At 74.8% G+C, this 23735-nt stretch carries 23 protein-coding genes; 11 read left to right on the top strand and 12 right to left on the bottom strand.

Annotated elements, in window-relative coordinates; translation table 11 throughout:
- Positions 1-4: 4 nt before the first annotated feature.
- Together BD833_RS02740 and BD833_RS02735 are read right to left on the bottom strand one after the other, a co-directional pair.
- Complete coding sequence (locus tag BD833_RS02740; RefSeq protein ID WP_243737404.1) at positions 5-925, bottom strand: hypothetical protein; 921 nt, start codon at positions 923-925, stop codon at positions 5-7.
- Complete coding sequence (locus tag BD833_RS02735; protein ID WP_166531555.1) at positions 922-1506, bottom strand: DUF6318 family protein; 585 nt, start codon at positions 1504-1506, stop codon at positions 922-924. Before BD833_RS02735 ends, BD833_RS02740 begins: the two co-directional genes overlap by 4 nt.
- 140 nt (positions 1507-1646) lie before the next feature.
- Between BD833_RS02735 and BD833_RS02730 the strand changes: the two genes are divergently transcribed.
- Both BD833_RS02730 and BD833_RS02725 read left to right on the top strand, forming a co-directional pair.
- Complete coding sequence (locus tag BD833_RS02730) at positions 1647-3179, top strand: class I adenylate-forming enzyme family protein (protein WP_166531554.1); 1533 nt, start codon at positions 1647-1649, stop codon at positions 3177-3179.
- A 43-nt stretch (positions 3180-3222) separates the two neighbouring features.
- Positions 3223-4272: an LLM class F420-dependent oxidoreductase gene (locus BD833_RS02725; RefSeq protein WP_166531553.1), complete on the top strand. Its 1050-nt coding sequence runs from the start codon at positions 3223-3225 to the stop codon at positions 4270-4272.
- Between the two features lie 12 nt (positions 4273-4284).
- Here the strand turns inward: BD833_RS02725 and BD833_RS02720 are convergent, their stop codons facing one another.
- The 4 genes from BD833_RS02720 to BD833_RS02705 form a co-directional block, all read right to left on the bottom strand.
- A complete protein-coding gene (locus BD833_RS02720) occupies positions 4285-4692 on the bottom strand; it encodes a hypothetical protein (RefSeq protein WP_166531552.1) in 408 nt (135 codons plus the stop codon).
- A gap of 87 nt (positions 4693-4779) precedes the next feature.
- The gene (locus BD833_RS02715; protein WP_166531551.1) at positions 4780-6336 is read right to left on the bottom strand and encodes an amidase; all 1557 of its coding nucleotides are present in this window, start codon (positions 6334-6336) and stop codon (positions 4780-4782) included.
- A 99-nt stretch (positions 6337-6435) separates the two neighbouring features.
- Positions 6436-7473: a glutathione S-transferase family protein gene (locus tag BD833_RS02710; protein ID WP_166531550.1), complete on the bottom strand. Its 1038-nt coding sequence runs from the start codon at positions 7471-7473 to the stop codon at positions 6436-6438.
- A 56-nt stretch (positions 7474-7529) separates the two neighbouring features.
- Complete coding sequence (locus BD833_RS02705) at positions 7530-7949, bottom strand: DUF1810 domain-containing protein (RefSeq protein ID WP_166531549.1); 420 nt, start codon at positions 7947-7949, stop codon at positions 7530-7532.
- Positions 7950-8019: 70 nt separating this feature from the next.
- On the opposite strand from BD833_RS02705, the gene BD833_RS02700 reads away from it, so the two are divergent.
- Positions 8020-8598 (top strand): TIGR03086 family metal-binding protein, encoded by a 579-nt coding sequence (locus BD833_RS02700; RefSeq protein ID WP_243737403.1) that lies wholly within the window; start codon positions 8020-8022, stop codon positions 8596-8598.
- Here the strand turns inward: BD833_RS02700 and BD833_RS02695 are convergent.
- Positions 8550-9323, bottom strand: a complete 774-nt coding sequence (locus BD833_RS02695) for a hypothetical protein (protein ID WP_243737402.1) — start codon at positions 9321-9323, stop codon at positions 8550-8552. The two genes, BD833_RS02700 and BD833_RS02695, sit on opposite strands and share 49 nt — an antisense overlap.
- 152 nt (positions 9324-9475) lie before the next feature.
- Here BD833_RS02695 and BD833_RS02690 point away from each other — a divergent pair, with 152 nt between their 5' ends.
- The 6 genes from BD833_RS02690 to BD833_RS02665 all read left to right on the top strand — a co-directional run bounded on the left by BD833_RS02690 (position 9476) and on the right by BD833_RS02665 (position 16287).
- Positions 9476-9748 (top strand): hypothetical protein, encoded by a 273-nt coding sequence (locus tag BD833_RS02690; RefSeq protein WP_166531547.1) that lies wholly within the window; start codon positions 9476-9478, stop codon positions 9746-9748.
- A gap of 120 nt (positions 9749-9868) precedes the next feature.
- Entirely contained in the window at positions 9869-11275 is a 1407-nt protein-coding gene (locus BD833_RS02685) for a DUF4407 domain-containing protein (RefSeq protein ID WP_166531546.1), read from the top strand.
- 213 nt (positions 11276-11488) lie between these two features.
- The gene (locus BD833_RS02680) at positions 11489-11950 is read left to right on the top strand and encodes a hypothetical protein (RefSeq protein ID WP_166531545.1); all 462 of its coding nucleotides are present in this window, start codon (positions 11489-11491) and stop codon (positions 11948-11950) included.
- 85 nt (positions 11951-12035) lie between these two features.
- Entirely contained in the window at positions 12036-12569 is a 534-nt protein-coding gene (locus BD833_RS02675) for an NUDIX hydrolase family protein (RefSeq protein WP_166531544.1), read from the top strand.
- Between the two features lie 108 nt (positions 12570-12677).
- Positions 12678-14474, top strand: a complete 1797-nt coding sequence (locus tag BD833_RS02670) for an EAL domain-containing protein (RefSeq protein WP_166531543.1) — start codon at positions 12678-12680, stop codon at positions 14472-14474.
- A 55-nt stretch (positions 14475-14529) separates the two neighbouring features.
- Positions 14530-16287, top strand: coding sequence for a putative bifunctional diguanylate cyclase/phosphodiesterase (locus tag BD833_RS02665; RefSeq protein ID WP_166531542.1), 1758 nt, complete (start codon positions 14530-14532; stop codon positions 16285-16287).
- A gap of 25 nt (positions 16288-16312) precedes the next feature.
- On the opposite strand, the gene BD833_RS02660 is transcribed toward BD833_RS02665, so the two are convergent.
- The 3 genes from BD833_RS02660 to BD833_RS02650 form a co-directional block, all read right to left on the bottom strand.
- Positions 16313-17146 (bottom strand): hypothetical protein, encoded by an 834-nt coding sequence (locus tag BD833_RS02660; RefSeq protein WP_166531541.1) that lies wholly within the window; start codon positions 17144-17146, stop codon positions 16313-16315.
- A gap of 236 nt (positions 17147-17382) precedes the next feature.
- On the bottom strand, positions 17383-18441 hold the full coding sequence (locus BD833_RS02655) for an alpha/beta-hydrolase family protein (protein ID WP_166531540.1): 1059 nt from the start codon (positions 18439-18441) through the stop codon (positions 17383-17385).
- Positions 18438-19301: an alpha/beta hydrolase gene (locus BD833_RS02650; RefSeq protein WP_166531539.1), complete on the bottom strand. Its 864-nt coding sequence runs from the start codon at positions 19299-19301 to the stop codon at positions 18438-18440. Before BD833_RS02650 ends, BD833_RS02655 begins: the two co-directional genes overlap by 4 nt.
- Positions 19302-19467: 166 nt before the next feature.
- Between BD833_RS02650 and BD833_RS02645 the strand changes: the two genes are divergently transcribed.
- Both BD833_RS02645 and BD833_RS02640 read left to right on the top strand, forming a co-directional pair.
- Positions 19468-20724 carry a sensor histidine kinase gene (locus BD833_RS02645; RefSeq protein ID WP_166531538.1) on the top strand — a complete coding sequence of 419 codons (1257 nt, stop codon included), beginning with the start codon at positions 19468-19470 and terminating at the stop codon, positions 20722-20724.
- Positions 20721-21404 carry a response regulator gene (locus BD833_RS02640; protein WP_166531537.1) on the top strand — a complete coding sequence of 228 codons (684 nt, stop codon included), beginning with the start codon at positions 20721-20723 and terminating at the stop codon, positions 21402-21404. Before BD833_RS02645 ends, BD833_RS02640 begins: the two co-directional genes overlap by 4 nt.
- Positions 21405-21411: 7 nt before the next feature.
- Here the strand turns inward: BD833_RS02640 and BD833_RS02635 are convergent, their stop codons facing one another.
- Together BD833_RS02635 and BD833_RS02630 are read right to left on the bottom strand one after the other, a co-directional pair.
- Positions 21412-22035 carry an antibiotic biosynthesis monooxygenase gene (locus BD833_RS02635; protein ID WP_166531536.1) on the bottom strand — a complete coding sequence of 208 codons (624 nt, stop codon included), beginning with the start codon at positions 22033-22035 and terminating at the stop codon, positions 21412-21414.
- A gap of 133 nt (positions 22036-22168) precedes the next feature.
- A complete protein-coding gene (locus BD833_RS02630) occupies positions 22169-23413 on the bottom strand; it encodes a polyhydroxyalkanoate depolymerase (protein WP_166531535.1) in 1245 nt (414 codons plus the stop codon).
- Positions 23414-23735: the final 322 nt, after the last annotated feature.

Below are 23735 nucleotides of genomic sequence, written 5' to 3'. Positions count from 1 at the left end.
GGCCTCAGTCGTAGGGGTTGGTGAGGACGATGCGGGCTTGGCGGACGTCGAAGGTGACGGGTGGTCCGTCGGTGGTGGTGGTGCCGGGGACGTCGGCTGGGGTGCTGCCGTTGACGGTGAAGGTGGCGCTCCAGGTGACGGTCAAGGACGCCGTGTAGGTGCCAGTTCGGTAGTCGTGCTCGATGGTCTGGTCGGGGTACGGCCGGCCGGGGTCAGTGGTGGTGATCTGACCGGTGGGGTCGCCGGTGTGCCAGGTGAACTGTTCGGCGGTGGCTTGGATGACGACCTGGAAGCCGCGGATGTCGACGGTGAAGGTCTGGGTGGTGAGGGAGTCGGTGTAGAAGATGACCGGCAGACCGGTCAGGCCATCGCCGGGGGGTTGGTGCCGGGTGGTCAGCTCCGGCAGGGGGAGCGTCTCGAAGTAGCGGAACACCTCGGCCGGCGACGGCGGTGGGTTGAGTGCCGTGATGTCGATGCACCCGCGTTCGCCAACGATCCACTCGCCGACGGGAGCGCCTACCGGAGCATCCCTTGGGGGGTACCCGTCGATGGTGGTGGTCGTGTTGTCAGGGCCAGGAATAACAAGACGTCGCTGCTCGGGAACCAGGTCTTCGACGACGCGGCCCGGTGGTGCGGGGCACTCGCGGAAGTCGCTGGGCCGGCAACCGCCGTTCTCCCGGTCGTCTATGACGCACGGGTGCGACAGGCGGTAGGTATAGGGGTGATGGATCGGAGCGTTGTTGGAGGCGAGCCCGGACCCACCCGGCGCCTGCTCCAGGTACGTAGCAGTCAGGTTTCCCTCGCCCGTGGTGACATCTGGACAGAACCGGGCGCCGCAATCGGCAGCCGCAGCTGGAGACGCTGCTGACACCAAGGCAATGAGGCTGACCGGAGCAAGCAGCCCAAACGCTCTCATCACGTTCATCCGACGGTGAAGTCAGTGATCAGCCATGATTGAAGGCGGTCATCCCACCGCAGCCCGATACCGCCTGGTAGACCGGGATAAGCTTCCGAGCTGCCATCTTCAACGCGATTGCTGGCTGAGTCGACGACTGTCAGTTCTGCCTGGTCAAAGGTGATCGCCACTGACGCGACTGTTCCGTTGAGAAGTGGTGGTGCGAACTCGGTGATTGTGATCTGGCCGTCGCGGTAGGCGCGACCGGCCGCGCTTGCTTCTTCGGTGTTGTCGGCAATGCGATTGCAGTCGCGGCAGCCATCGCTGAACTGGCGGAGCGGTTCGGCGTCCATGACCCTGGACGTCCGGTTGATGAGATCGACGTAGTACCGAACAAAGGCCTCCGCCCCCGCTGCGTCCTGGGTGCGGGCCTCGTCGGGCATGGGCATGTCCTCGGGCCCGAGCGGCGGCAGCTCCGGCGTGGTCTCGCTGGCCGAGGGGGTGGGCAGCGAGGTGCTGGCCTCCTGCTTCTCCGAGCAGCCGGTGAGCGCGAGCGCCCCCAGTGCGAGAGCCAGCGACGTCCGGACCAGGCCCCCACGGAGATCACGCACAGCGGGAGACTACGCAGGGTGGGGACGTATCCGGTTCCGTAACTGTGGACAGCCACGGATCGGGTGACCGCCCACCGCCACCGAGACCTGGCTCACGAGCGCAGAATCCGGACCCGGCAGCACCGGAGATGGGGGAGCGCATGGGCACGCAGACAACGGCAGAGCAGTACCCCTTCGACACCAGTGGCATCGCGGCCGGCGCGGACGGAATCCGGCGCTACACCGACCTCCCGGTCAACCTCGTCCGCGTCCTCCTCGCCCAGGCAGCCACGCGCGCCGAGAGCACCGCGATCGTGGAGCTCGGCGGCGGTGAGCTGACCTACGGCCAGCTGTGGGAGCGCGCCATGCGCGTCGCCGGCGGTCTGCGGGACGCCGGAGTCGGCACCGGCGACCGGGTCGCCGTGCAGCTGCCCAACGGCGTCGACTGGGTGCTCGCCTTCTGGGGCGCCCAGCTCGCCGGAGCGATCGTCGTCCCGATGAACACCCGGCTGGCCCCCGCGGAGGCGGACTTCATCCTCGCCGACTGCGGCGCCGCCCACGTCGTCCGCCCGGGGGAGCCGCTGCCCGACGGCGAGCCCGGCGAGCTGCCCGACCCGGCGCACACCGACGTCGCCGCGCTGTTCTACACGAGCGGCACGACCGGCCGCCCCAAGGGCGCGATGACCACGCACGAGAACTTCCTCAGCAACATCGAGTCGGTGCTCCGCTGCCGCGAGCTCAGCCGCGACCGGGCCGTCCGCCACGCCACCCTCATCTCGGTGCCGCTGTTCCACGTCACCGGCTGCAACTCCCAGTTCCTCACCCAGGTCGCCCTCGGCGGCACGTCAGTGCTCATGCCGCGCTTCGACGCCACGGCCTTCCTGGCCGCCATCCCCGAGCACGGCATCACGCTGCTCACCAGCGTCCCGACCATCTACGAGCTGGTGCTGCGCCACTCGGCACTGGCCACCACCGACGTCAGCACCGTCCGCACGCTCAGCTACGGCGGCGCGCCCATCGCCCCCGAGCTCGTGCAGCGGCTGGGCCCCGCCTTCCCCAACGCCCGGCTCGGCAACGGCTTCGGCCTGAGCGAGACCTCCGCGCTGGCCACCTTCCTCCCGCACGAGTACGCCGGGACACACGCCGACGCCGTCGGCTTCCCGACGCCGGTGAACGACGTCCGGCTCGACCGGCCCGATCCGGTCACCGGCGTCGGCGAGCTGCTGGTGCGCGGCCCCAACGTCGTCGCCGGGTACTGGGGCGACCCCGCGCGGACGGCGGGGACGTTCGTCGACGGCTGGCTGCACACCGGTGACCTCGCGACCATCACCGACGGCATCGTCCGGATCGTCGACCGGGCCAAGGACATGATCAACCGCGGCGGCGAGAACGTGTACAGCGTCGAGGTGGAGAACGCCCTGGCCGAGCACCCCGACGTGCTCGAGGTCGCGGTCGTCGGCGTGCCCGACCCGGTGATGGGGGAGAAGGTCGGCGCGGTCGTCCTGCCGCGGCCGGGCGTGACCGCCGAGCAGCTGGTGCCGGCGCTGTGCGGCTTCGCCCGCGAGCGGCTGGCCGACTTCAAGTGCCCGCAGTTCGTCCGGGTCATCGACGGGCCGCTGCCGCGCAACGCCGGGGGCAAGGTGCTGAAGGCCCCGCTCCGGGACGCCGAGGGCTGGGTCGCCGTCCCGCGGTAGGGCTACGTTGCCGGTGACCGCGTCCCCGGCGACAGGAGCCCCCGTGCGCATCGGCATGCCCATCTCGTACAGCGGCGGCTTCGACCGCACCACGGCGGTCATCGCCGACTACGAGCGCGCGGGGCTGGACACCGTCTACGTCGCCGAGGCCTACTCCTTCGACGCGGTCAGCCACCTGGGCTTCCTGGCCGCGCGGACGACGACGGTCGAGATCGCCTCCGGCATCCTCAACATCTACTCCCGGACGCCGACGCTGCTGGCCATGACCGCCGCCGGCCTGGACTTCCTCTCCGGCGGCCGGTTCACCCTGGGCATCGGCGCCTCCGGCCCGCAGGTGGTCGAGGGCTTCCACGGCGTGCCCTACACCGCCCCGCTGGCCACCACCCGCGAAGTCGTCGAGGTCTGCCGCGCGGTGTGGCGCCGGGAGAAGGTCGACCACCACGGGAAGCACGTCGACGTCCCGCTCACCCCCGAGCGCGGCGGAACCGGCCTCGGCAAGCCGCTGAAGCTGATCAACCAGCCGGTGCGGCCGCGGATCCCGATGCTGCTGGCCGCGATCGGGCCGAAGAACGTCGCCCTCGCCGCGGAGCTGTTCGAGGCGTGGCAGCCGGCGTTCTTCCTGCCCGAGGGCAGTGACGCGGCCTTCGGCGACGCCCTCGCCGAGGGGAAGGCCCGCCGCGACCCGGAGCTCGGGCCGCTGGACATCTCCGCCGACACCCAGCTGCTGATCACCGAGGACGCCGCCGAGCAGGCCGCGGCGCTGGACCAGGTGCGGGCCAAGCTCGCGCTCTACATCGGCGGCATGGGCGCCCGCGGCAAGAACTTCTACAACGACCTGGCGGTGCGCTACGGCTACGCCGAGGACGCCGCCCGGGTGCAGGACCTCTACCTCGACGGGAAGAAGGACGAGGCCGCCGCGGCGCTGCCCGAGGACTTCGTGCGCGGCGTCGCGCTGGTCGGGCCGCGCGGGCACGTGGCCGAACGGCTGGCCGCCTTCCGCGACGCCGGGGTGACCACGCTCAACGTGGTGCCGCTGGCCGCCGAGCACGCCGACCGGGTGCGCGCCATCGAGGACCTCAAGGGCATGGACTGATCCCGGGCGTCGTCACCACCGCCCGTCCACCACGGGCAGCACCCGGCCGGCCGCGGCCAGGTGCAGGCTCCACGCGTCGCCGTCCAGCACCGACCGCAGCGCCTCGGTCCACGCGTCGTCGTCCCCGGTGACCTCCGCCGGCCCCGGCCGGCACAGCGCCAGCGCGAGGTGGCCGGCGCCCCCGAGCTGGCCGTGCAGCACCCCGGCGTGCACGTCGCACAGCCTGACCAGCAGCACCGGATCCGGCGTGCGGGGGAGGTCGTCGACCGGCACCACCACCGGCAGCCGGCGGCCGTCGCGCCCGATCCAGGTCAGCCACAGGCTGCGCCCGGCGAACGCGAGCGGATGGAGCAGCGACCGCCATCGGTCGGCGAGGTCGGCGGCGGACCGGATCGGGGCGGCGTCGAGCGGCGTCGTCATGCCCGACACCGTGGCAGCTCCGGCCGGTCGGCCGGCGCGCTGTCCACAGGCGGCGGACGGGACCGGCGTGGCCCGTCCGCCGCCCGGTCAGCCCCGCGCGGGCGGCGGCGGCGGGGCGAAGACCTGCTGCTCGAACGCGTGCGAGGCGCGCAGGATGGTCCGCTCGTCCCCGTGCCGGCCGACGAGCATCATCCCGACCGGGAGACCGGCCTCGGACATCGCACAGGGCACGTTCATGGCCGGGTGCCCGGTGACGTCGAACGGCGCGGTGTTGACGATCATCTCCAGCGCGCGGGCGACGACGTCGGCAGCGGGCGCGTCCGCCGGGGGGAGCGCGGTGGCCACCATCGGCAGGGTCGGCATCACCAGCAGGTCGACGTCGGCGAGGACCGCGTCGTAGGCGGCGGTCGCCACGGGTACCAGGTTCATCGCCTTGGCGTAGTAGGCGCCGCCGTAGGTCTCGAGCATCCACTGGCCGGCGAGCAGGGTCAGCTTCACGGTGGCGGAGAGCTGGTCGGCCTTCTCCCGCCGGCCCTGGGCGAAGTGCTCCAGCAGGCCGGTCGTGTACCGGCCGCGCCACCCGGTGCCCATGCCGTTGCCCCGGATCATCGTGTTCGCCATGCCTTCGCTGGCGACCGCGCTCCACACCGGCATGGCGGCCTCGTGCCACGGGATGGAGACCTCCTCCACGACGGCGCCGAGCTCGGTGAACCGGGCGACCGCCGCCCGCACGAGGGCGTCGACCTCCGGCTCGGAGAGGCCCTCGATGGCGAACCCCTCGCGGACGACGGCGAGCCGCAGGCCCGCGACGTCCCCGGTCAGCGCGTCGGCGTACGAGGCCTGCCGGGGCGGCGCCGACTGCGGGCCGCCCTGCCGCGGGTCCATCCCGTCGGGGCCGGCGATCACCTCCAGGAGCAGGGCGACGTCGGCGGTGGTGCGGGCCATCGGGCCGAGGTGGTCGACGGTCGGCTCGATCGGCATCGCGCCGGTGTAGGGCACCAGGCCCCAGGTGGGCTTGAGCCCGTAGATGCCGGTCCAGCCGGCGGGCATGCGCACCGAGCCGCCCTGGTCGCCGCCGATGGCCATGTCGACCTCCCCGGCGGCCACCAACGCGGCCGAGCCGCTGGAGGAGCCCCCGGCGGAGCGGGTCAGGTCGTAGGGGTTGCGCACCGGCCCGGTGTCGGAGGTGTGGCTGCCGCCGGAGAAGCACAGCGCCTCGCAGACCGACTTGCCCAGGATCGTGCCGCCGGCGGCGAGCACCCGCTCGACCACGGTGGCGTCGAGCTCGGGCACGTACCCCTCGAGCGTCACGGTGCCGTTCATCATCGGGACGCCGGCGACGCAGACGTTGTCCTTGATCGCGAGCGTCCGCCCGGCGAGCGGGCCCTCGGCGGCGCCCTCGATCCGGCTCTTCACGTACCAGGCGCCGTAGGGGTTGTCGGCGTCGTCGGGCCGCTCGGCCGGGCCGCGCGCGTAGCGCACCTCCGGGGCCGGGGTCTCCATCTCGTCGAGCGCGTCGTAGCCGACCCACGGCCCGGCCTCCAGGAGGTCGCCGAAGGCTTGCAGCTGGTCGGCGTCGAGCGTGAAGTGGAACTGCTCGGCGATCCGGGACAGATCGGCGGCGGACGGACGGGCGACCGGCATGGCGCGCTCCTGGGGGAGGGGGAGTCGAGGGGAGGAGCATCCCGTCACTCCCGCGCTCCGTGCCAGGTCTGGTGCGCCCGCCGTCCGGCCGACGGCTGGTCAGAGGCGGTGGCCGATGCCCCCGGGGCCGTGGTCGGCCGGCACCTGCTCGCCGGCCGGCGGCGGCCCGGGCGGCGTCCCGTCGCCGAACGGCCGCTCGCCGAGCTGCTCGCGGAAGTGGGGGAGCAGCCAGCCGGAGGTGTCAGGGCCCTTCGGGATGATCTGCGTCGGGTTGATGTCGGCGTGCACCACGTAGTAGTGCTCCTTGATCTGCGGGAAGTCGATCGTGTCGCCGAACCCGGGGGTCTGGAACAGGTCGCGCGCGTAGGCCCACAGCACCGGCATCTCGGCGAGCTTCTGCCGGTTGCACTTGAAGTGGCCGTGGTAGACGGTGTCGAACCGGGCCAGCGTCGTGAACAGCCGGACGTCGGCCTCGGTGATCTGCCCGCCCATCAGGAAGCGCTGGCTCTCCAGCCGCTCGCTGAGCCAGTCCAGCGTGCCGAACAGCCGGTCGTAGGCCTTGTCGTAGGCCCGCTGCGAGCCGGAGAACCCGCACCGGTACACGCCGTTGTTGACCTCGGTGTAGACCCGCTCCATCACCTCGTCCATCTCGTCCCGCAGGTGCTCGGGGTAGAGCTCGGGCGCACCGGCCCGGTGGTGGGCGGTCCACTGGGTGGAGAAGTCCAGCGTCATCTGCGGGAAGTCGTTGGTGACGACGGCGCCGCTCGGGACGTCGACCATCGCCGGTACGGTGATGCCGCGGGAGTAGTCCGGGTCGCGGGCGAAGAAGGCCTCCTGCAGCCGCTCGTAGCCGAGCACCGGGTCGCGGCCGCCGGGGTCGAGGTCGAAGGTCCAGCTGCGCTCGTCGTGGGTCGGCCCGGTCATCCCCATCGAGATCACCGGCTCCAGCCCCAGCAGCCGGCGCACGATCACCGAGCGGTTGGCCCACGGGCAGGCGCGGGCGACCACCAGCCGGTACCGCCCCCGCTCGACCGGCCAGCGGCCGGAGCCGTCGGAGGTGATCCGGTCGGAGATGTACTTGGAGTCGCGCGTGAATTCTGCTTCGACGTAGCCGCTGCCGCTCTTGTTCTCACTCACCTCTCAACTTTCCCGGACCTGGGGCGGGCGCGCGAGATGGCGTCACGGGGGCCGCCTCAGAGCCGGCTCGTCGTCGCCTCGTCCTCGGCCCCGCCGAAGTAGTGCTCGAGCACCTCGCGGAACACCGGCTGGGCCGGGTCGGCGTGGGCGAACAGCGTCATCGACGAGCGCAGCTTCTGCGCGTCGATGCCGCCCATCACGGCGCCGGCGTCGTCGGTGTCCAGCGCGGTGAGCGCGCGGGCGCACTCGACCAGCCGCCGGCCGAGCACCGGGTGGGCCAGGTACGCGCGGGCCTCGTCGAGGTCGGCGATGGCGAAGCGCTGCGCCATGCCGCTGCGGCCCAGCCCCGCGATCTGCGGGAACACGAACCACATCCAGTGGGTGCGCTTGGCGCCGGCGCGCAGCTCGGCCAGCGCCTGGTCGTAGGTGTGGGCCTGGGCATCGACGAACCGGCGGAGGTCATGGGGATCGCTCACCCCCGCAGCCTGCCCCAGGCGATGAGTTCCACACCGCGAACCCGTCTCCAGATGCATGGAGACGACTGCTGTGGATCTGGGCCCCACGACCGCGGAGACGGCGCGGGTGGTGGCCGGCGTGCGGGACGACCAGCTGGGCGATCCGGCCCCCTGCGACGGGATGCCGGTGGCAGCCCTGCTCGACCACCTCGCCGGGCTGGCCCTGGCCTTCCGGCACGGCGCGGAGAAGACGCCGTTCGCCGGCGGCCCGTCGGCGGACGCGGCGAACCTGCCGGCGGACTGGCGGACCCTGCTGCCCGAGCGGCTGGCGGCCCTGGCCGCCGCCTGGCGGAACCCGGCCGCCCACGAGGGCGTGGCGGAGGTCGCCGACGTCCGGATGCCGGCGTCGGCGATGGCGCTGGTCGCGCTCGACGAGGTGCTGGTCCACGGCTGGGACCTCGCCGTCGCCACCGGGCAGCCCTACCGCCCCGATCCCGCCGCCGTGCGGGCCTGCCGGGAGTTCGTCGGCGAGCGCGCCGATACCTCCGCCGAACCCGACGGCCTGTTCGGTCCGGTGGTGCCGGTACGGGGCGACGCCCCGGAGCTGGACCGGCTGCTCGGTCAGACCGGCCGGGATCCCGAGTGGGCCGCCGTCTCCAGGAGGGCCTGACCCAGGACGACGGCGTGGCTCAGCCGCAGCGTGCTGCTGAGCCACAGCAGGACGTCGTGCACGCGTAGCCGGGTGAGCGCGAAGCCGTGCCGCGCCAGCCCGGCCCCCAGCTCCGAGAAGGCCGCCGCGTTCGCGCGCAGCTCGCGGTGCACCACGGCCTCGACGCCGCTGTCGCCCTCGCGGACGTGCGGCAGCAGCTGCCAGCGGGTGACGCGCACCAGCAGCGGGACCAGCTCGGGGTGGCGGTGGTGCAGGGCGGCGGTGACGTGCGCGGCGGGGACCGTCCCGGCGGTGAGCTCGTCGATCCGCCGGAGGGCGGCGCCGACGGTGCCCGGCTCGGCGAGCACCGAGAACTCCTCCTCCGGCAGCTCCCAGAGCGGGCGGCCCGCCGCGCGGCCGACCGCGGCCGCGGCGAGCGGCTCGACGTCGGCCAGCACCGCCTTCATCGCCGACCACGCGGCCGGGTCGAGCCGGCCGTGCAGACCTTCGGCGGTGAGGATGTCCGCCTCGCCGAGCGGGCCGGTCGCCGGGAGCCGGGCGTCGAACCGCTCGTAGCCGAACGCGGGGATCTCCACCCACCGGCCGGTCCGGGCGTTGGGGGCGCGGAAGTGCAGCGGCCGCCGGCCCCGCGCGTACCCGACGACGGCGGCCAGCGCGGTGCCGACGGCGATGGGCCCGGGCCCGGCGCTGTCCAGGACCAGCTCGGCGTCGCGCGCGGTGGCCACCCTCGCACGGTAGCCGCGCTCGCCGGCAGGCGGGACGGTCCGCACCACCCGGCGGGCAGATGTCGAAGCCGTGTCAACTCCGGCCCGCACCGCGTGCCCGGCGACCCCGCCGGGCACGCGGAACAGGACATCGCGACGACCCGAGGAGAGTCATGCGCACGACCACACGGACGTTCGCCGGCGCGCTGCTCGCCGCCGGCCTGGGCCTCGGCGGCTGCGCCTTCGGCAGCGACGAGGCCGACCTCGACGGCACCGGTGTCCCGGAGGTCTTCCAGAGCGAGGAGGTCGGCGGCCCCGACCGCGTCGACGGCGGCGACGAGGACGCGGACGGCGTCGACCCGGGCACCGGTGGCATCGACGACGACGACGACGTCGTCGGCGGCAGCGACGCGGACGACGTCGACCAGGACGGCGCCGTCGACTGACGCGCCGACACCCCGGCGTAGTCCGCGAGATCGGTCACGGTGCCGGGGTGGCCGCCAGCTGCCGATGAGCACTCGTGGGTGACGGTCCTTCGCGATCCCCGTCGCCCGGGGGTGCACTGCATGAGCGAGCGACGACGGCGGATCGGCGACGCGCTGACGGTCCTGGCCGGCGCCCGTCCGGACGTGCTGGCGGCCGCACCGGGAGCCCGGCAGCGGTTCGTCGCGCTGGGCGGTGTGCTGCTGAGCACCGGCGCGCTGGCCGCCGTCTCGGCGGCCTTCGCCGTCGCCATGGCCCTGGGCGTCTGGTGGCCGCTGGCGGTGCTGGTCGGGCTGGGCTGGGGCACGGTCGTGGTGAACCTGGACCGGATGCTGCTGGTCGGCATGGCGCACGACGCCTCGCTGAAGCGGAACCTGGTGATGGCGGTGCCGCGGGTCGGGCTGGCGCTGGTGCTGGGCGTCGTCGTCGCGACGCCCCTGACGCTGCAGGTCTTCCACAAGGAGATCGACGCCGAGATCGTGACCATGCAGGCCGAGGCCGCCGACGCCTACCAGGCCACGCTCGCCACCGACTCGCGGTTCGCCCACCTGCCGGAGCTGACCGAGGAGATCGCCGCCCAGGAGGCGATCATCGCCAGCGGGGGAGCGGCCGACGCCGGCCTCGCCGTCGTGCGCGACGCGGTCGCCGGGAAGCAGGTGACCTTCGACGCCGCCGTCGCCACCGCCCGCGAGCTGGAGGCCAAGGCGCAGTGCGAGCTGGACGGCACCTGCGGCACCGGTGACGCCGGAACCGGGGAGGCCTACGCCCAGGCCCGGGCCGCGGCCGACGCCCAGGCCGCGGTGGTGGAGACGGCGCGGGCCGACCTCGCCGCCGCCGTCGCCGCGGTCGGCGCCGCCGAAGGGCGCAGCGCCTCGCTGGCCGCGTCGTCGCTGGACGGCGACCGCGCGGAGCTGGCCCGCCTCACCGCCGAGCAGGACCGGCTGCAGGCCGCCTTCGACGAGCAGAACGAGGGCTCCGGCGGCATCCTGCTGCGCCTGGAGGCGCTGGACCGGCTGGGGGACGGGAACGCCACCCTGGCCGCCGCGCAGTTCATGCTCTCGCTGCTGTTCATGTGCGTCGAGGTGCTGCCCGTGCTCATGAAGCTGCTGCTGAACTTCAGCCCCCCGACCGCCTACGACCGGCTGGCCGCGCTGCGCGACTCCGGCGACGTGGACCTCGAGGAGATGGCGCAGGAGTCGCGGCGCACCGTGGCCCAGGCCCGGGAGGAGCTGCTGGTGCTCGCCGAGCGCGAGCGGGTCGACCGGCAGAAGGAGGCCATCCTGGCCCGGCGCCGGGCGGCGCTGGCCGAGGTCGCCGCCCGCGCGGAGGCCCTCCGGGCCGAGCCGGAGGTGGCGGCCGAGGTGCAGGCGGAGCAGGCCCGGCAGATGTGGGACACCGGCCCGATCCGCGAGCTGGCCCGCAGCGCCGCCGTCCGCACGGTGCGCTCGGTGCGCCGCCGGCCGACCGACCGGGAACCCACCCCGGTCTGAGGCTTGCCGGACCGGGCCTTGCCGGACCGGGCCTTGCCGGACCGGGCCTTGCCGGACCGGGCCTTGCCGGACCGAGGCTTGCCCGGCCCGAGGCTTGCCGGCCCGAGGCTTGCCGGTCCGGGGCCCGCCGGCGCTGTGGCACTGTCGCGCTGACCGCCGGGCCCCGCCCGCTGCGCGAACGACCGCCCGAACCGAACCGAAGGACGCACCGTCATGAGCACCGACAGCCCGAACCCGGCCGGCAGCAGCGCGAGCGGCTCCGGCGAGCCGGCCCCCGGGCAGCCCGTCGTCCCCCCGGTGTTCCCGGCCGCCACGCCGACCGACGGCGTGGGCTACGGGATGCAGCCGGGTGTGGTCGCCGGCGCGCCGAGCGGCGACCCGGGCTGGGCGAAGCAGAACAGCGGGCTGCTGGTCGCGGCGATGATCGCGGTCGTGGTGGTGGCGATCGCGATCGCCGGGCTCATCCTGTGGCGCGGCGGCATCGACGACGACAACCGCGCCACCGAGGCGGCGGTGGTCGAGGCGATCGCGGGGCAGGGCGGCGAGGTGCAGAGCGTCGAGTGCGACGGCGACACCTGCGCGGCGATCATCGGCGGCCAGGCCTACACCGTGCTGGTCCAGGTGGACGAGGACGGCGAGCAGCAGTTCGGCATCGGCGCCTACGTCGGCGACTGATCTCCCGGTCCGCCGCGAGCCTCGCATCCACCCCGGAAGTGGGGCTCGCGTCGTGTTCGCGAGGTGCGTCGGATAGACAGTGCCCATGACGGACGTGACGACGGCGACCGGTGCCGGCTGGCTCTCCCGCGAGGACATGGACGCCGCGCGCGAGCGGCTGCCGATCCTGTACGTCGACGTGGTGCCCGTGCGGGTCGACGACACCGGCACGGTGACCTCGGTCGGGCTGCTGCTCCGGGCCGGTGAGGACGGGCAGATCAAGCGGGCGCTCGTGTCGGGGCGGGTGCTGTACCACGAGCGGGTGCGCGCGGCGCTGCTGCGGCACGTGGAGAAGGACCTCGGCCCGCTCGCGCTGCCGCGGATCCCCCCGGCGCCGCAGCCGTTCACCGTGGCGGAGTACTTCCCGACCCCCGGGGTGACGCCGTTCCACGACCCGCGCCAGCACGCGGTGTCCCTGGCCTACGTCGTCCCCGTCGAGGGCGACTGCGAGCCGCAGCAGGACGCGCTGGAGCTCACCTGGTTCTCCCCGCTCGAGGCGCGGGACCCGGCCGTGCTGGCCGAGCTGATGAACGGGCAGAGCACGCTGCTGCTGCAGGCGCTGGCGCACCTGGGCGTCTGACCGCCGGACTTCGGTTCGCGGGGGAAATGCGCAGGTCAGCCCACCCGGCGGGGTGAGTCCGGGCGGTCGGAACTCGGGTCCGGCCCGGCCGGTGCCGAACGTGATCCCGTGATCACTGACCTGACGACGGTCGAGGACAAGCTGGGCGCCCTGCACCCCGACGGCGAGGCGGGCGCGGCGTTCACGCTCGACGGCCTCGCCCGGTCGGTGCCGGTGCTGTCGGGCAGCAGCAGCTGCGAGGACCTCGACCGCGTCTTCGGACGTTCGCACGACACGGGCTGCGCCGTCGTCACCCACCCCGACGTCGAGGGCCTCGTGGGGCTGGTCGAGCGCGGCCGCTTCGAGGCGCTGATGAGCGGGCCCTACGGCTACGGCCGCTCGCTGTACGGGCGGCGCGGGCTGGCCGACGTCGCCCAGTGGGACGCGCTGACGCTGCCCTCGGGGACGACGGTGGTCGAGGCCGCCAGCCGGGCGATCACCCGCGCACCGGAGCACGTGCAGGACCACGTGCTGGTGCACGGTGCCGGCGGCTTCCGCGCCGTCCCGATGCCGGTCCTGCTCTCCGCGCTGGCCCGCGCGCTCGCCGGCCAGGCGCTGCGCGACCCGCTCACGGGGCTGGCCAACCGGCACGCGTTCTTCGGTCGGGTCGAGGAGTCCTGCCGGCGCAGCGCGACCCAGCCGGGCCACCAGACCGCCGTCGTCTACTTCGACCTCGACGGCTTCAAGCTGGTCAACGACGACCTCGGGCACGACCGCGGCGACGCCCTGCTGCGCGAGGTCGCGGCCGCGCTGACCGAGGCGGCGCGGCCGGCCGACCTGGTCGCGCGGCTCGGCGGCGACGAGTTCGCCGTGTGCCTCGACATCGACGCCGCCCTGGCCCGCCGCGACGGGGCGCCCGACACCGACATCGCCCGCTCCATCGCCGCCCGCATGCACGAGGCGGTGGCCACGATCAGCCGGACCGACGGGGTGGCCCAGCGGGTGCGGGTGAGCGCCGGGATCGCCGTCAGCGTGGGAGGCTGCGTCGACCCCGGCGAGCTGGTGCGGGCGGCGGACCTGGCGATGTACACCGGCAAGCGGGACGGCGGGGACCAGGTGACCGGCCCCGTGCTGGTGACGACGGCGGTGGACGCCGACCCGCTGGTCGGCACCAGCGTGGGCGAGGCGGTGGCGCGCGGGGAGTTCCAGCTGCTGTACCAGCCCATCGTGCGGCTGGCCGACGGCCGGCTCGGCAGCGTGGAGGCGCTGGTCCGCTGGCAGCACCCGCGGCTGGGCCTGCTGACCCCCGACACCTTCCTGGCCTCCGCCGCCCGGGCCGGCCAGCTCAGCGAGCTCGACGACTGGGTACTGCGCGCGGCGACCCGGGAGTTCGCCGCCTGGCAGCGCGCGGGCGGACCGGAGGCGGCGGACGTCGCGCTGAACGTCAACGTCAGCACCGACCGGCTGCTCACGCCGGGCCTGGGCGCCGTGCTGGTCGAGGCCACCCGCGCGGCCGGCCTCGACCCGGCGCTGGTGCGGGTGGAGGTGCCGGAGTCGCTGCTCGTCGACCAGCTGCACGCCGCCACCGAGCCGCTGGAGGAGCTGCGCGCCGCGGGCTACAAGGTCACCTTCGACGACGTCGGCGCCGGTGGCACGTCGCTGCGCCACCTGCGCGAGGTACGCGCCGACGGGCTGAAGATCGACCGCTCCTACGTCCAGGGCATCCTCACCGACGACCGGGACCGCGCGCTGGTGCAGCTGCTGGTCGACTTCGCCGAGGGCGCCGGCCTGGTGGTCACCGCGGAGGGCGTCGAGACCGACGAGCACCGGGAGGCGCTGCGGGCCATCGGCTGCCGGTACGCGCAGGGCTGGCTGTTCTCCCGGCCGTCGGCGCTGAGCGAGCTGCGGACGCGTTTCCCGTCCTGACGGGTGAGGTGGGCTCCAGAACCGATCGCGCGCAACCGATCACCTGTGGGTGCGGATGAGTCGGACGGCCCCGGACCTGGCCACCCCCCGGGTCGTCGCCCGGATCACCGGTCTGCTCACCGCGATGGGCGGACTGGCCGCCGTCGCGCTGGTGCTCGGGACGCCGGGCGGGCTGGACCACGTGCACCCGGGCGTCGCCGTCCTCGGGCCGCTCACCACGCTGCTGGGCCTGGCGGTGATCCGCTGGGGGCACCTCGTGCCGCGCGGGTTCTTCCAGGTGCTGCTCGCCGTCGGCGTCATGGGCATCGGGGTCTTCGCCCACCACTCGCCCACGGTGAGCGGCGCGGTGGCGGTGCTGGCGCTGGCGGTGTTCGCCGCCATGGCCGCGTTCCTGTTCTTCTCCCTCGCCTGGGGGCTGGGGTTCCTCGCCGAGCTGCTGGTCATCGGCGCGGTCGTGGTCGTCCTCCGCGGCGACATCGCGGCCGGTACCGCCGGAGTGCTCGCGGTGCTCGTCCTGGGGTCCGCGGGCGCCATCGGGGTGCTCGGCCGGCGAGCGGCCAGCGCCGAGGAGGACGCGCTGACCGGCCTGGTGAACCGGCGCGGCTTCGACGAGGCGCTGGACGCCGCCGTCCGGACGGCGCTGTACCGCGGGGAGCCGCTGTCGGCTGCGCTGTTCGACCTCGACCACTTCAAGGCCGTCAACGACACCTCGGGCCACGCCGCCGGCGACCAGCTGCTGCGCTCGGTCGCCGACGCCTGGCGGCCGCGGCTGCCACGGGGCGCCGTCCTCGCGCGGCACGGCGGGGACGAGTTCTCCCTGCTGCTGCCCGGGTTCGACGGGGACCGGGCGCTGCGCTGCGCCGAGGAGCTCCGCGCGGCGCTGCCGGGCATCGGCACGTCGGTCGGCGTCACCCAGCTCGAGGTCGGTGACGCGCCCTCGGACCTCATGCGGCGGGCCGACGCGGCGCTGTACCGGGGCAAGACCCTCGGCCGGGGGCGCAGTGAGCTGGACGCCGGAGGGCAGAGCCCGCTCGCCCGTGACCTGGCCGCCGCGCTCGCTGCCGGCCCCGGTGGTGGCCTCGCGGTGCACCTGCAGCCGATCGTGACCACGCACGACGGCGGGCTCGCGGGCGTGGAGGCGCTGGTGCGCTGGACCTCCCCCGGGCGCGGTGCCGTGCCACCGGCGGAGTTCGTGCCGGTCGCCGAGCAGGAGGGGCTGGTCGGCGCCCTCGGTGCATTCGTGTGGGCGACGGCCTGCCGGGACGCCCGGACCCTGTCCGAGGCGACCGGCCGGGCGCTGTTCCTCACGGTCAACGTCTCCGGCCTCGAGCTGTACGACCCCGGCTTCCCCGACCGGGTGCTCGCCGCCCTGGAGGCCGCCGGCTGGCCGGCCGCGCGGACCGTGGTCGAGGTGACCGAGAGCCTGGTCGAGGCCGAGACCGCCCGGTCGGTGGCGGCGCTGCACGTGCTGCGCGAGCACGGGCTGCGGGTGGCGATCGACGACTTCGGCACCGGCTACTCGGCGCTGTCCCGGCTGGACACCCTCCCCACCGACTACCTGAAGCTGGACAACTCCTTCGTCGCCACCATCACCACGTCCAGCCGGCGGGCCCGGCTGCTGCGCAGCGTCGTCGCGCTGGCCGACGCCCTGGAGCTGGTGCTGGTCGCCGAGGGCGTCGAGACGCCGGAGCAGGCCCGGGCGCTGCGGGAGCTGGGCTGCCCGCTGGCGCAGGGCTACCTGTACGGCCGGCCGGCGCCGGTGGCGGAGCTGGTCGCCGAGCTCGCCCGGACGACGGCCGCCGTCCGGGCGTAGCGGTCCGCCGGCGGCGGACCGGCGATCAGGTCCGGGATGCGGCCGGCTGGCTCCGGGCCCACAGCAGGAACCTCGCCGCCTCCTGCAGGTCGGGGATGTCGTTGCCGACGAGGGAGCGGAGCAGGTCGTTGCTCCAGGTGGCCAGGCGGCCGATCGTCCACGTGGTCTTCGCGACCGGGGGCAGGTCGAGGTCGAAGACCAGCTTGGCGATCTCCTTCTTGCCGTCGGTCGCGGCCGAGTACGTCAGCAGCGGCAGCCAGCGGTCGGGCTCGACGACGCAGAGCACCTTGGTCAGCAGCGGCTCCTTGTTGAACGACGGGAGGCCGATGGCCCGGCCACCGATCAGCTGGGTGAGCCGGTCCTCCAGGCGCAGGGTCTCCGGGCCGTGCAGCAGGTGGCCGATGGACTCGCGGACCTTGTCCGCCGCCTCGTCCGCGCCCAGGGTCTTCCAGGCCCGGTTGAGGCCGGACATGTTGCCGGGCGAGGCGAGGGTGCTCGAGGTGGCGAAGTGCAGGAGGTCCTCGGCCGGCGCGGTCGCGAGACCGTCCCGGGTGAACAGCTCCTGGTAGCGGGCGCGGTACCCCGCGACCTCGGGGTCGGGCTCGGGCCGGTCGAGCAGGAACTCGGCCTGCAGCGCGGCGACCCGTTCGCGGATCTCGTGGCGGACGGCGGCCGGCGTGGGGAAATCGGCGTGCAGCGAGTCGATCGTCTGCAGGGCGGGGCGACCGGGGTCGCGGCGGGCATCGCCGCGCAGCCATTCGGTGCCGCAGTCGTTGCAGTGGATGAGCAGCCGGCTGTCGGCCTGAGGCGTGCCGTTGATGTCTTCACTCGAGCAGTTCGGGCAGGCGATCAGCGCCATCACAGGTCCTCGTTCTTCCGTCGTCTCCGCACACGAGCAACGCGGTCTCGTGCGCCTCGCCGTCGAGGACGCCGGCCAGGTGGGTCGAGCCTCCCACGGCACCGGCGACGGCCCGCCGGCCGCGGCCATCGGAGTGGTGCTGCGGGCGTGCATGACGCCCTCCCCTCCGGGGACAGGCGCGCGGCGCCCGGGCGGCGTCGCCGGCGGACGTCATGGTTCCCGGCTGCCGTCCGGTGTCAACGGCTGTGCGCGCGGAGCGGTCCCACGGGCCCGGGTGCGGGCCCGCCTCCGGGCGGTTCCGCACCGAGCCGCGCCCAGTCGTCGGCCAGGGTCGCGCCGTAGCGGTGTCCTGAACCCTCCGGCTGGTCGAGGGCGCCGACGAGCGCTCCGGTCACCTGCCAGAACGTGACCGCCGGCAGCCAGGGCAGGCCGCCGCGCGGCGCGACCACCAGCCCGGGCCGCCACCGGGTGACGGGGTCGTCGTCGTTGCCGACGTCGGTGCACCCCGGGACGGGCGCCGCGCCGGCCGAGCCCGGCCGTCCGGCCAGCAGGCAGCCGTCGACGTCGCCGACCGCGGTCACCGCGGCCGCTGCCGCCGTCGCCCCCAGGCTCTCGCCGAAGATCAGCAGCCGGGGGCGCTCCGCGGCCGGCAGGGTCGCCAGCTGGGCGCGGACCGCCCCCAGGAGGGTGGTCGCCGACCGCGCCGCCCGGTCGGTGCCGCGCAGGTACTCCACCCAGCTCGGGTGCTGCGCGTACTGCACCGTCACCGTGGCCAGGTCGCCGCCGGTGAGCTCCTCCAGCGCCGCGACGGCGTCGTCGTCCAGCCAGCCGGAGCCGGTGGGCACGGCGATCAGCAGCGTCGAGCGGGTGAGCCCACCGCCGCGCACCAGCTCCTCGACGGCTCGCCGGGCCCGCGCCTCGTCGGTCGGCGCGTCGCCCAGGCCGATCCGCACCCGGACGGGCGTGCCGCCCGGCAGCTCGGGCGCCGCGCCGACGACCGGCCGCCATGCGGGCGCCGCGGCCGGTGGGCTCGCGGGCGCCCCGCCGCATCCGGCCAGCACCAGCACCGCCGCCATCCCGGCCGCCAGCCCGGCCGGCCGGGCCCGCCCGCGCAGCACCTCCCGCACGCCGGCGGCCGCGGCGCCGGCCAGCCGCGCGGCGGCCCACCAGGTGAGGCCGGTGAGCAGCCCGGCGAGCAGCCGCACCTCCAGCGGCGGCTCGACCAGCCACGGCGTGACCACGCAGACGACGGCGGCGGACGTCGCGAGCACCGCCGCCACCGGGTGCCGCCTCACGCCGTTCCCCCGGACGGTGCGCCGGTGACCACGCCGGCGAGCCCCGCCAGCGCCGCCGAGCCGGGGCGGAAGTAGCCGTCGTGCCCCCGGACGTCGTCGCCGGGCAGCAGCCGCGCCCCGAAGCCGGGCGACGCCGGATCGGCGCCGTGCCCCAGGTCGCCGACCGCGAGGTGCGGGACGAACCGGATCCAGTCCCCGGGGCCGCGGGCCGCGAACACCCGTGCCGAGGTGCGCAGGTCGGTGACGTCGGAGGCCCGCGCGCCGGGGCTGGCCAGCAGCACCAGGTCCTCGGCAGCCAGCTCCGGTGCCGCCAGCGAGACGACGACGGCGCCGTAGCTGTGCCCGATCACCGTGAGGTGCGGCGGCGTCCCCGGCCGGGAGCGGAGCCCGGCGACGGTGTCGACGAGGGCGGGCGCGGCCGCCCGCGCGAGCCGGCCGGTGGCCACGTCGACGCCCGGACCGTGCGGCGTCTCGTAGCCGACCCACAGCACGACGGAGGTCGCCGGCCCCGCCGCGGACGCCAGCGACCGGGCCCAGACCCACGGCCGGTGCTGCGGGTCGGGGGCGTCGTCGAGGGTGGTCAGGTCGATGCCGGAGCCCGGCACCAGGACCGCGACGTGGTCGGCGGTGGCCGGATCGCCGACCGCCACCACCGCACGGCCCCGTCCGGCCGGGTCGCAGCCGAGCACGTGGACGGCGTCGTCGGAACCGTGCGTCAGCCGGGCGACGAGCTCGGCGGCGCAACCGGCATCGAACGGAAGCGGCGGTGCGGGGGAGGAGACCTGCGGCTGGGCGGCCAGGGTCAGGCTGCCGGCCAGGGACAACAGGCCGACGAGGAAGGCGAACTGCGGGGTGCGCATGCCGATCGATCGAAGCCCGGAGCCGCCCGCCGGTCGTCACGCCGCGGAGCCGTTCTCGGGCGCTACCGGCGTCGTCCGTCGGGCGCCGTGCTACTGCGGTAGGGGGCGGATCTGCCCTTCCGGAGGGACGCCGGTCGTCGTCCCGCGTGGCTAGGCTCGCTCCGCCATGAAGCCGACCACCCTGCGCAGCATGTCCGCCACCGGCGCCTCCGGTGCGTGGTCGGCGGTGCTCGCGGCGGTCCGGCCGGAGCACCAGGCGTGGTCGGCGCCATGGTCGAGGCTGCCGCGGGCCTCGACGGTCGTCCCGGCGCTGTTCGGGCTGTACGGGCTGGTGGTGGCGATCGCGACCGCGAGCGCGGTGCTCAACGGGCGCGGCGGGCTGCTCGGCGGGGTGGCGTTCCTCTACCTGCTACCGGCGGTCCTCGGCCTCGCCGTCGCGCCGCGTCGTCCGCTCGACGGCTGGCTCGCCGTCACCTGCTGGCTCGTCGTGCTGCGGCTGCTCGTCCCCGCGGCGCCCGAGCAGCTCCCGGTGATGGAGACCTGGCACTGGCTGCTCTGGCTGCCGGTCCTGCTGCTCGCCGCCTGGGCCGCCCGTGGCCGGGCCCTGCTCGGCGTCGCCCTGATCTCGCTGGCCGCCCTGATCGCGTGCGCGATCGTCGACCCCCTGGCCGTCGACGCCGGCTCCTGGTCGACCGCGCTGGTGTGGCTCGGCGCCCCCCTGGTGCTCGGGAGCGCGCTCGGCGCCCGGCAGCGGGCCCGCTCCGCGCTGGTCGACGAGCAGGAGCGGGCCGAGGAGGCGCTGGCCCGGCAGGGTGCGCTGGCGGAGCGGGCGCGGATCGCCCGGGAGATGCACGACGTCGTCGCGCACCACATGTCGATGATCGCCGTCCGTGCGGAGACCGCGCCCTACCGGCTCCCGGACGTGCCGCCGCCGGTGCGGACCGAGTTCGCCGAGGTGGCGACGGCGGCCCGCCGGTCGCTGGCGGAGATGCAGGGCCTCCTGGGCGTGCTGCGCTCCGAGGACGGCGCCGACCGGGCTCCGCAGCCGGGTCTCGGCGACCTGGAGGAGCTGCTGCGTTCGGCGCGGGCCGCCGGTGCCCCGCTGGAGTGGGAGCTGGACCTGCCCGAGGCCCCGGCGGCGCTGGGACTGTCGGCATACCGGATCGTCCAGCAGGGGCTCGCCAACGCCGCCCAGCACGCGCCGGGCGCGCCGGTGGAGGTGCGGGTCACCGGGGAGGACGGGGTGCTGCGGATCGAGGTGGTCAACGGTCCGGGCACGGCGCCCTCCGCCGCCTCGGGCGGCGGGAACGGGCTGCCCGGCATGCGGGAACGCGCGGCGCTGCACGGCGGAACGGTCGACGCCGGCCCGCTGCCCGACGGGAGTTTCCGCCTGGCCGCCGAGCTGCCGGTGGCCGGCCGGTGATCGGCGTCCTCGTCGTCGACGACCAGTCGATGGTGCGCGAGGGGTTCGCCGCACTCCTGTCCGCGCAGCCGGACATCGAGGTGCTGGGAACGGCCGGTGACGGGCAGGCCGGCGTGGAGCTGGCCGCGGCGCTGGCCGCGGAGGGCCGCGGACCGGACGTCGTGCTGATGGACGTGCGCATGCCGCGGCTGGACGGCATCGAGGCGACCCGGGCGCTGCTCGGCGGTGGGGTGGAGCCGGCGCCGCGCGTGCTGGTGCTGACCACCTTCGACCTGGACGACCACGTCCACGCGGCGCTGCGCGCGGGGGCGAGCGGCTTCCTGCTCAAGCACGCGCCGGCGGCGGAGCTGCTGCACGCGGTGCGGGTGGTGGCGGCGGGAGACTCGCTGCTCGCGCCGGAGGTCACCCGGCGGCTGATCGCGCACTACCTGGCCACCGGCCCCACGCCGGCCGACGAGCGGCGCCCGGCGAAGCTGGCCGCGCTCACCCCACGGGAGACCGAGGTGCTGACGCTGGTGGGCCGGGGCCTGTCCAACCGGGAGATCGCCGATGCGCTGTTCGTGGTCGAGCAGACGGCGAAGACGCACGTCAGCCGGGTGTTCGCCAAGCTCGGTCTGCGCGACCGGGCGCAGGCGGTGGTGCTGGCCTACGAGACGGGCCTGGTGCGGCCCGGCGGCTGACCGGTGGTCAGACCAGTTCGGGCACCCGCAGGTGGTGCAGGGCGACGTCGAACTCGGCCACCTCGGTGGCCGACATGTGCAGCCGCCGGCGGAACTCGTCGCGGATGTACATGGCCCGCTGGCGGGAGGCCTCCATGGCCCGGCGGTCGGCGTAGACGGCGGTGAGGGAGTTGTCGCCGGTCTGCCGGTCGAGCAGCAGGCTGAGGCTGCGGAAGCCGGGCATCTCGTCCATCCGCGGGATGAGGTCGGTGCGGAAGACGTCGAGGACGCGGTCGATGGTGGCCGGGTCGACGCGGGACCAGGTGACCCGGGCGCAGGCGGCGTCGCCCGGGGCGTGCAGCCGGTGCATGGCGGCGATCTCCCACTCCCGCACCTCGGGTGCGGTCGCGCCGAACTCCTCCGCCGCGCGCTCGCGCATCCGGCGGATCGCCTCGGAGGTCGCGGCCATCGCCGCCTCGGACTCCCAGGCGGTGGTGACGATGCAGCGGCCGGAGTCGCGGTCGCACAGCATGGACAGGCCGACGCAGCCGTCCATCTCGCTCACGGCGGGCAGCACGGAGTCGCGGACGTCGGTGATCCCGGCGTCCAGGTGGTCGGGATCGGCCATCAGAGTGGTGCTGCGGGCGTGCATGACGCCCTCCCTTCCGGGGGACAGGCGCGCGGCGCCCCTGCGGCGTCGCCGACGGACGTCATGGTTCCCGGCTGCCGTCCGGTGTCAACGGCTGCGCGCGCGGCGCGGTCCGACGGCCGCGGCCACCCGTGGATCAGCCGGTCGACGCCGTCCGCTCGCCGGAGCCGGCCGACGCGATGAAGTCGCGCAGCACGGGGTGGACCTCGGCCTCCCAGCGGGAGCCGCTGAAGACGCCGTAGTGGCCCACGCCCGCCTGCAGGTGGTGCCGCTTGTGCTCCGCCGGGATACCGGTGCACAGCGCGTGCGCCGCCTCGGTCTGGCCGGGGGAGCAGATGTCGTCGTTCGCGCCCTCCACGGTGAGCAGCGCGGTGTTCCGGATGGCGCCGGGGTCGACCCGCCGGCCGCGCCAGGTGAAGCGGCCGCGGGCGAAGTCGTGCTGCTGGAAGATGCGGGCCACCGTCTCCAGGTAGAACTCGGCGGGGACGTCCATCACCGCGCCGTACTCGTCGTAGAAGGCGCGGGTGGTGGCGGCCGCGGCCGTGTTGCCGGCCACCAGGTCGCGGTAGAGCCGGGCGTGGGCGGTGAGGTGGCGGGTCGGGTTCATCGACATGAAGGCGGTGAGCTGGACGACGCCGGGGTACACCCGCCGCCCGTGGCCGGGGTACCACCTCGGCACGGTGTCGACGACGCGGCGCTCGAACCAGGAGATCGACCTGGTGGCGGCCGAGGTGTTGACCCGGTTCGGGTTGACGCGGGTGTCGACCGGGCCGGCCATGAGCGTGACGCTGCGCGGCTGCGCGGGGTCGTCGGCCTCCGCGAGCAGCGCCACGGCGGAGAGCACCGGGACGGCGGGCTGGCAGACGGCGACGACGTGGGTGTCCGGGCCGAGGAAGCGCAGCGCCTGCATCACGTGCTCGATGTACTCGTCGAGCCCGAAGGGGCCGTGCTCGGCCGGGATGTCGCGGGCGTTGTGCCAGTCGACGACGTGTACGTCGTGGTCGGACAGCAGGGTGCGGATCGTCGGCTGGATGAGCGTGGTGAAGTGGCCGGACATCGGGCCGACGACGAGCACCCGGGGCTGGGGCGGGGCCGACGGCTTGGCGAAGTGCAGCAGGGTGGCGAACGGCGTGCGCAGCGTCGGGTGCTCGACGACCTCGGCGTCCCGGCCGTCGACCGGGACGACGTCGATGTCGTACGCCGGGCGGTGGTGCGTGGGCCGGGCCCTGGCGAGGATGTCGCAGGCGGCCCGCACGTGCCGGACGCCGGGCGTCCTCGCCAACGGGGCGGGGAGGGCGTGCAGTGCTCGCGCGGTCAGCTCGGACGCCGCGACGACGGGTGCACCGGCTCGGCGGTTGATCTCGTAGGCGGTGTAGAGCATCGGCCTGCCTGTCGCAGAGTCGGCGGGGGAGTGACCGGCGTCACTCCACTGGAAGGTAACCGCAGCCGCCGACCGGAGCACGCGGCGGCTCATCACGATGCGGTCGCGGTGTTCTCCGTTACCCCGGCCGGTCGGCGGGCGTGCCGCTCGCGGACCGCGGCGCGGGCGTCGCCTACGGTCGGCATCGCGCGCTTCCCCGGCTCCCGGCGCACTGGTTCCACGGTCGTTCCCCGGCCGTCGTGGGCCTTGCTGTCCGCGCCCGTGAGCCCTGGGGAAGGCGTCCATCCGGTCCGATCCAGGGAGCTCAGCAGCGTTGTCCGGC

Source organism: Blastococcus xanthinilyticus, assembly GCF_008124835.1.
GTDB lineage: Bacteria > Actinomycetota > Actinomycetes > Mycobacteriales > Geodermatophilaceae > Blastococcus > Blastococcus xanthinilyticus.
Note: the sequence above shows the minus strand (reverse complement) of the source record. Positions and strands in the feature narration are given on the sequence as shown.

Bases quoted from the DNA above. Each gene is read 5' to 3' on its own strand.
- BD833_RS02740 (WP_243737404.1), bottom strand. From the start codon at position 925: ATGAACGTGATGAGAGCGTTTGGGCTGCTTGCTCCGGTCAGCCTCATT.
- BD833_RS02635 (WP_166531536.1), bottom strand. From the start codon at position 22,035: ATGCACGCCCGCAGCACCACTCTGATGGCCGATCCCGACCACCTGGAC.
- BD833_RS02650 (WP_166531539.1), bottom strand. From the start codon at position 19,301: ATGCGCACCCCGCAGTTCGCCTTCCTCGTCGGCCTGTTGTCCCTGGCC.
- BD833_RS02680 (WP_166531545.1), top strand. From the start codon at position 11,489: ATGAGCACCGACAGCCCGAACCCGGCCGGCAGCAGCGCGAGCGGCTCC.
- BD833_RS02675 (WP_166531544.1), top strand. From the start codon at position 12,036: ATGACGGACGTGACGACGGCGACCGGTGCCGGCTGGCTCTCCCGCGAG.
- BD833_RS02720 (WP_166531552.1), bottom strand. From the start codon at position 4,692: ATGACGACGCCGCTCGACGCCGCCCCGATCCGGTCCGCCGCCGACCTC.
- BD833_RS02665 (WP_166531542.1), top strand. From the start codon at position 14,530: ATGAGTCGGACGGCCCCGGACCTGGCCACCCCCCGGGTCGTCGCCCGG.
- BD833_RS02660 (WP_166531541.1), bottom strand. From the start codon at position 17,146: ATGGCGCTGATCGCCTGCCCGAACTGCTCGAGTGAAGACATCAACGGC.
- BD833_RS02645 (WP_166531538.1), top strand. From the start codon at position 19,468: ATGAAGCCGACCACCCTGCGCAGCATGTCCGCCACCGGCGCCTCCGGT.
- BD833_RS02630 (WP_166531535.1), bottom strand. From the start codon at position 23,413: ATGCTCTACACCGCCTACGAGATCAACCGCCGAGCCGGTGCACCCGTC.
- BD833_RS02690 (WP_166531547.1), top strand. From the start codon at position 9,476: ATGCGCACGACCACACGGACGTTCGCCGGCGCGCTGCTCGCCGCCGGC.
- BD833_RS02730 (WP_166531554.1), top strand. From the start codon at position 1,647: ATGGGCACGCAGACAACGGCAGAGCAGTACCCCTTCGACACCAGTGGC.
- BD833_RS02715 (WP_166531551.1), bottom strand. From the start codon at position 6,336: ATGCCGGTCGCCCGTCCGTCCGCCGCCGATCTGTCCCGGATCGCCGAG.
- BD833_RS02685 (WP_166531546.1), top strand. From the start codon at position 9,869: ATGAGCGAGCGACGACGGCGGATCGGCGACGCGCTGACGGTCCTGGCC.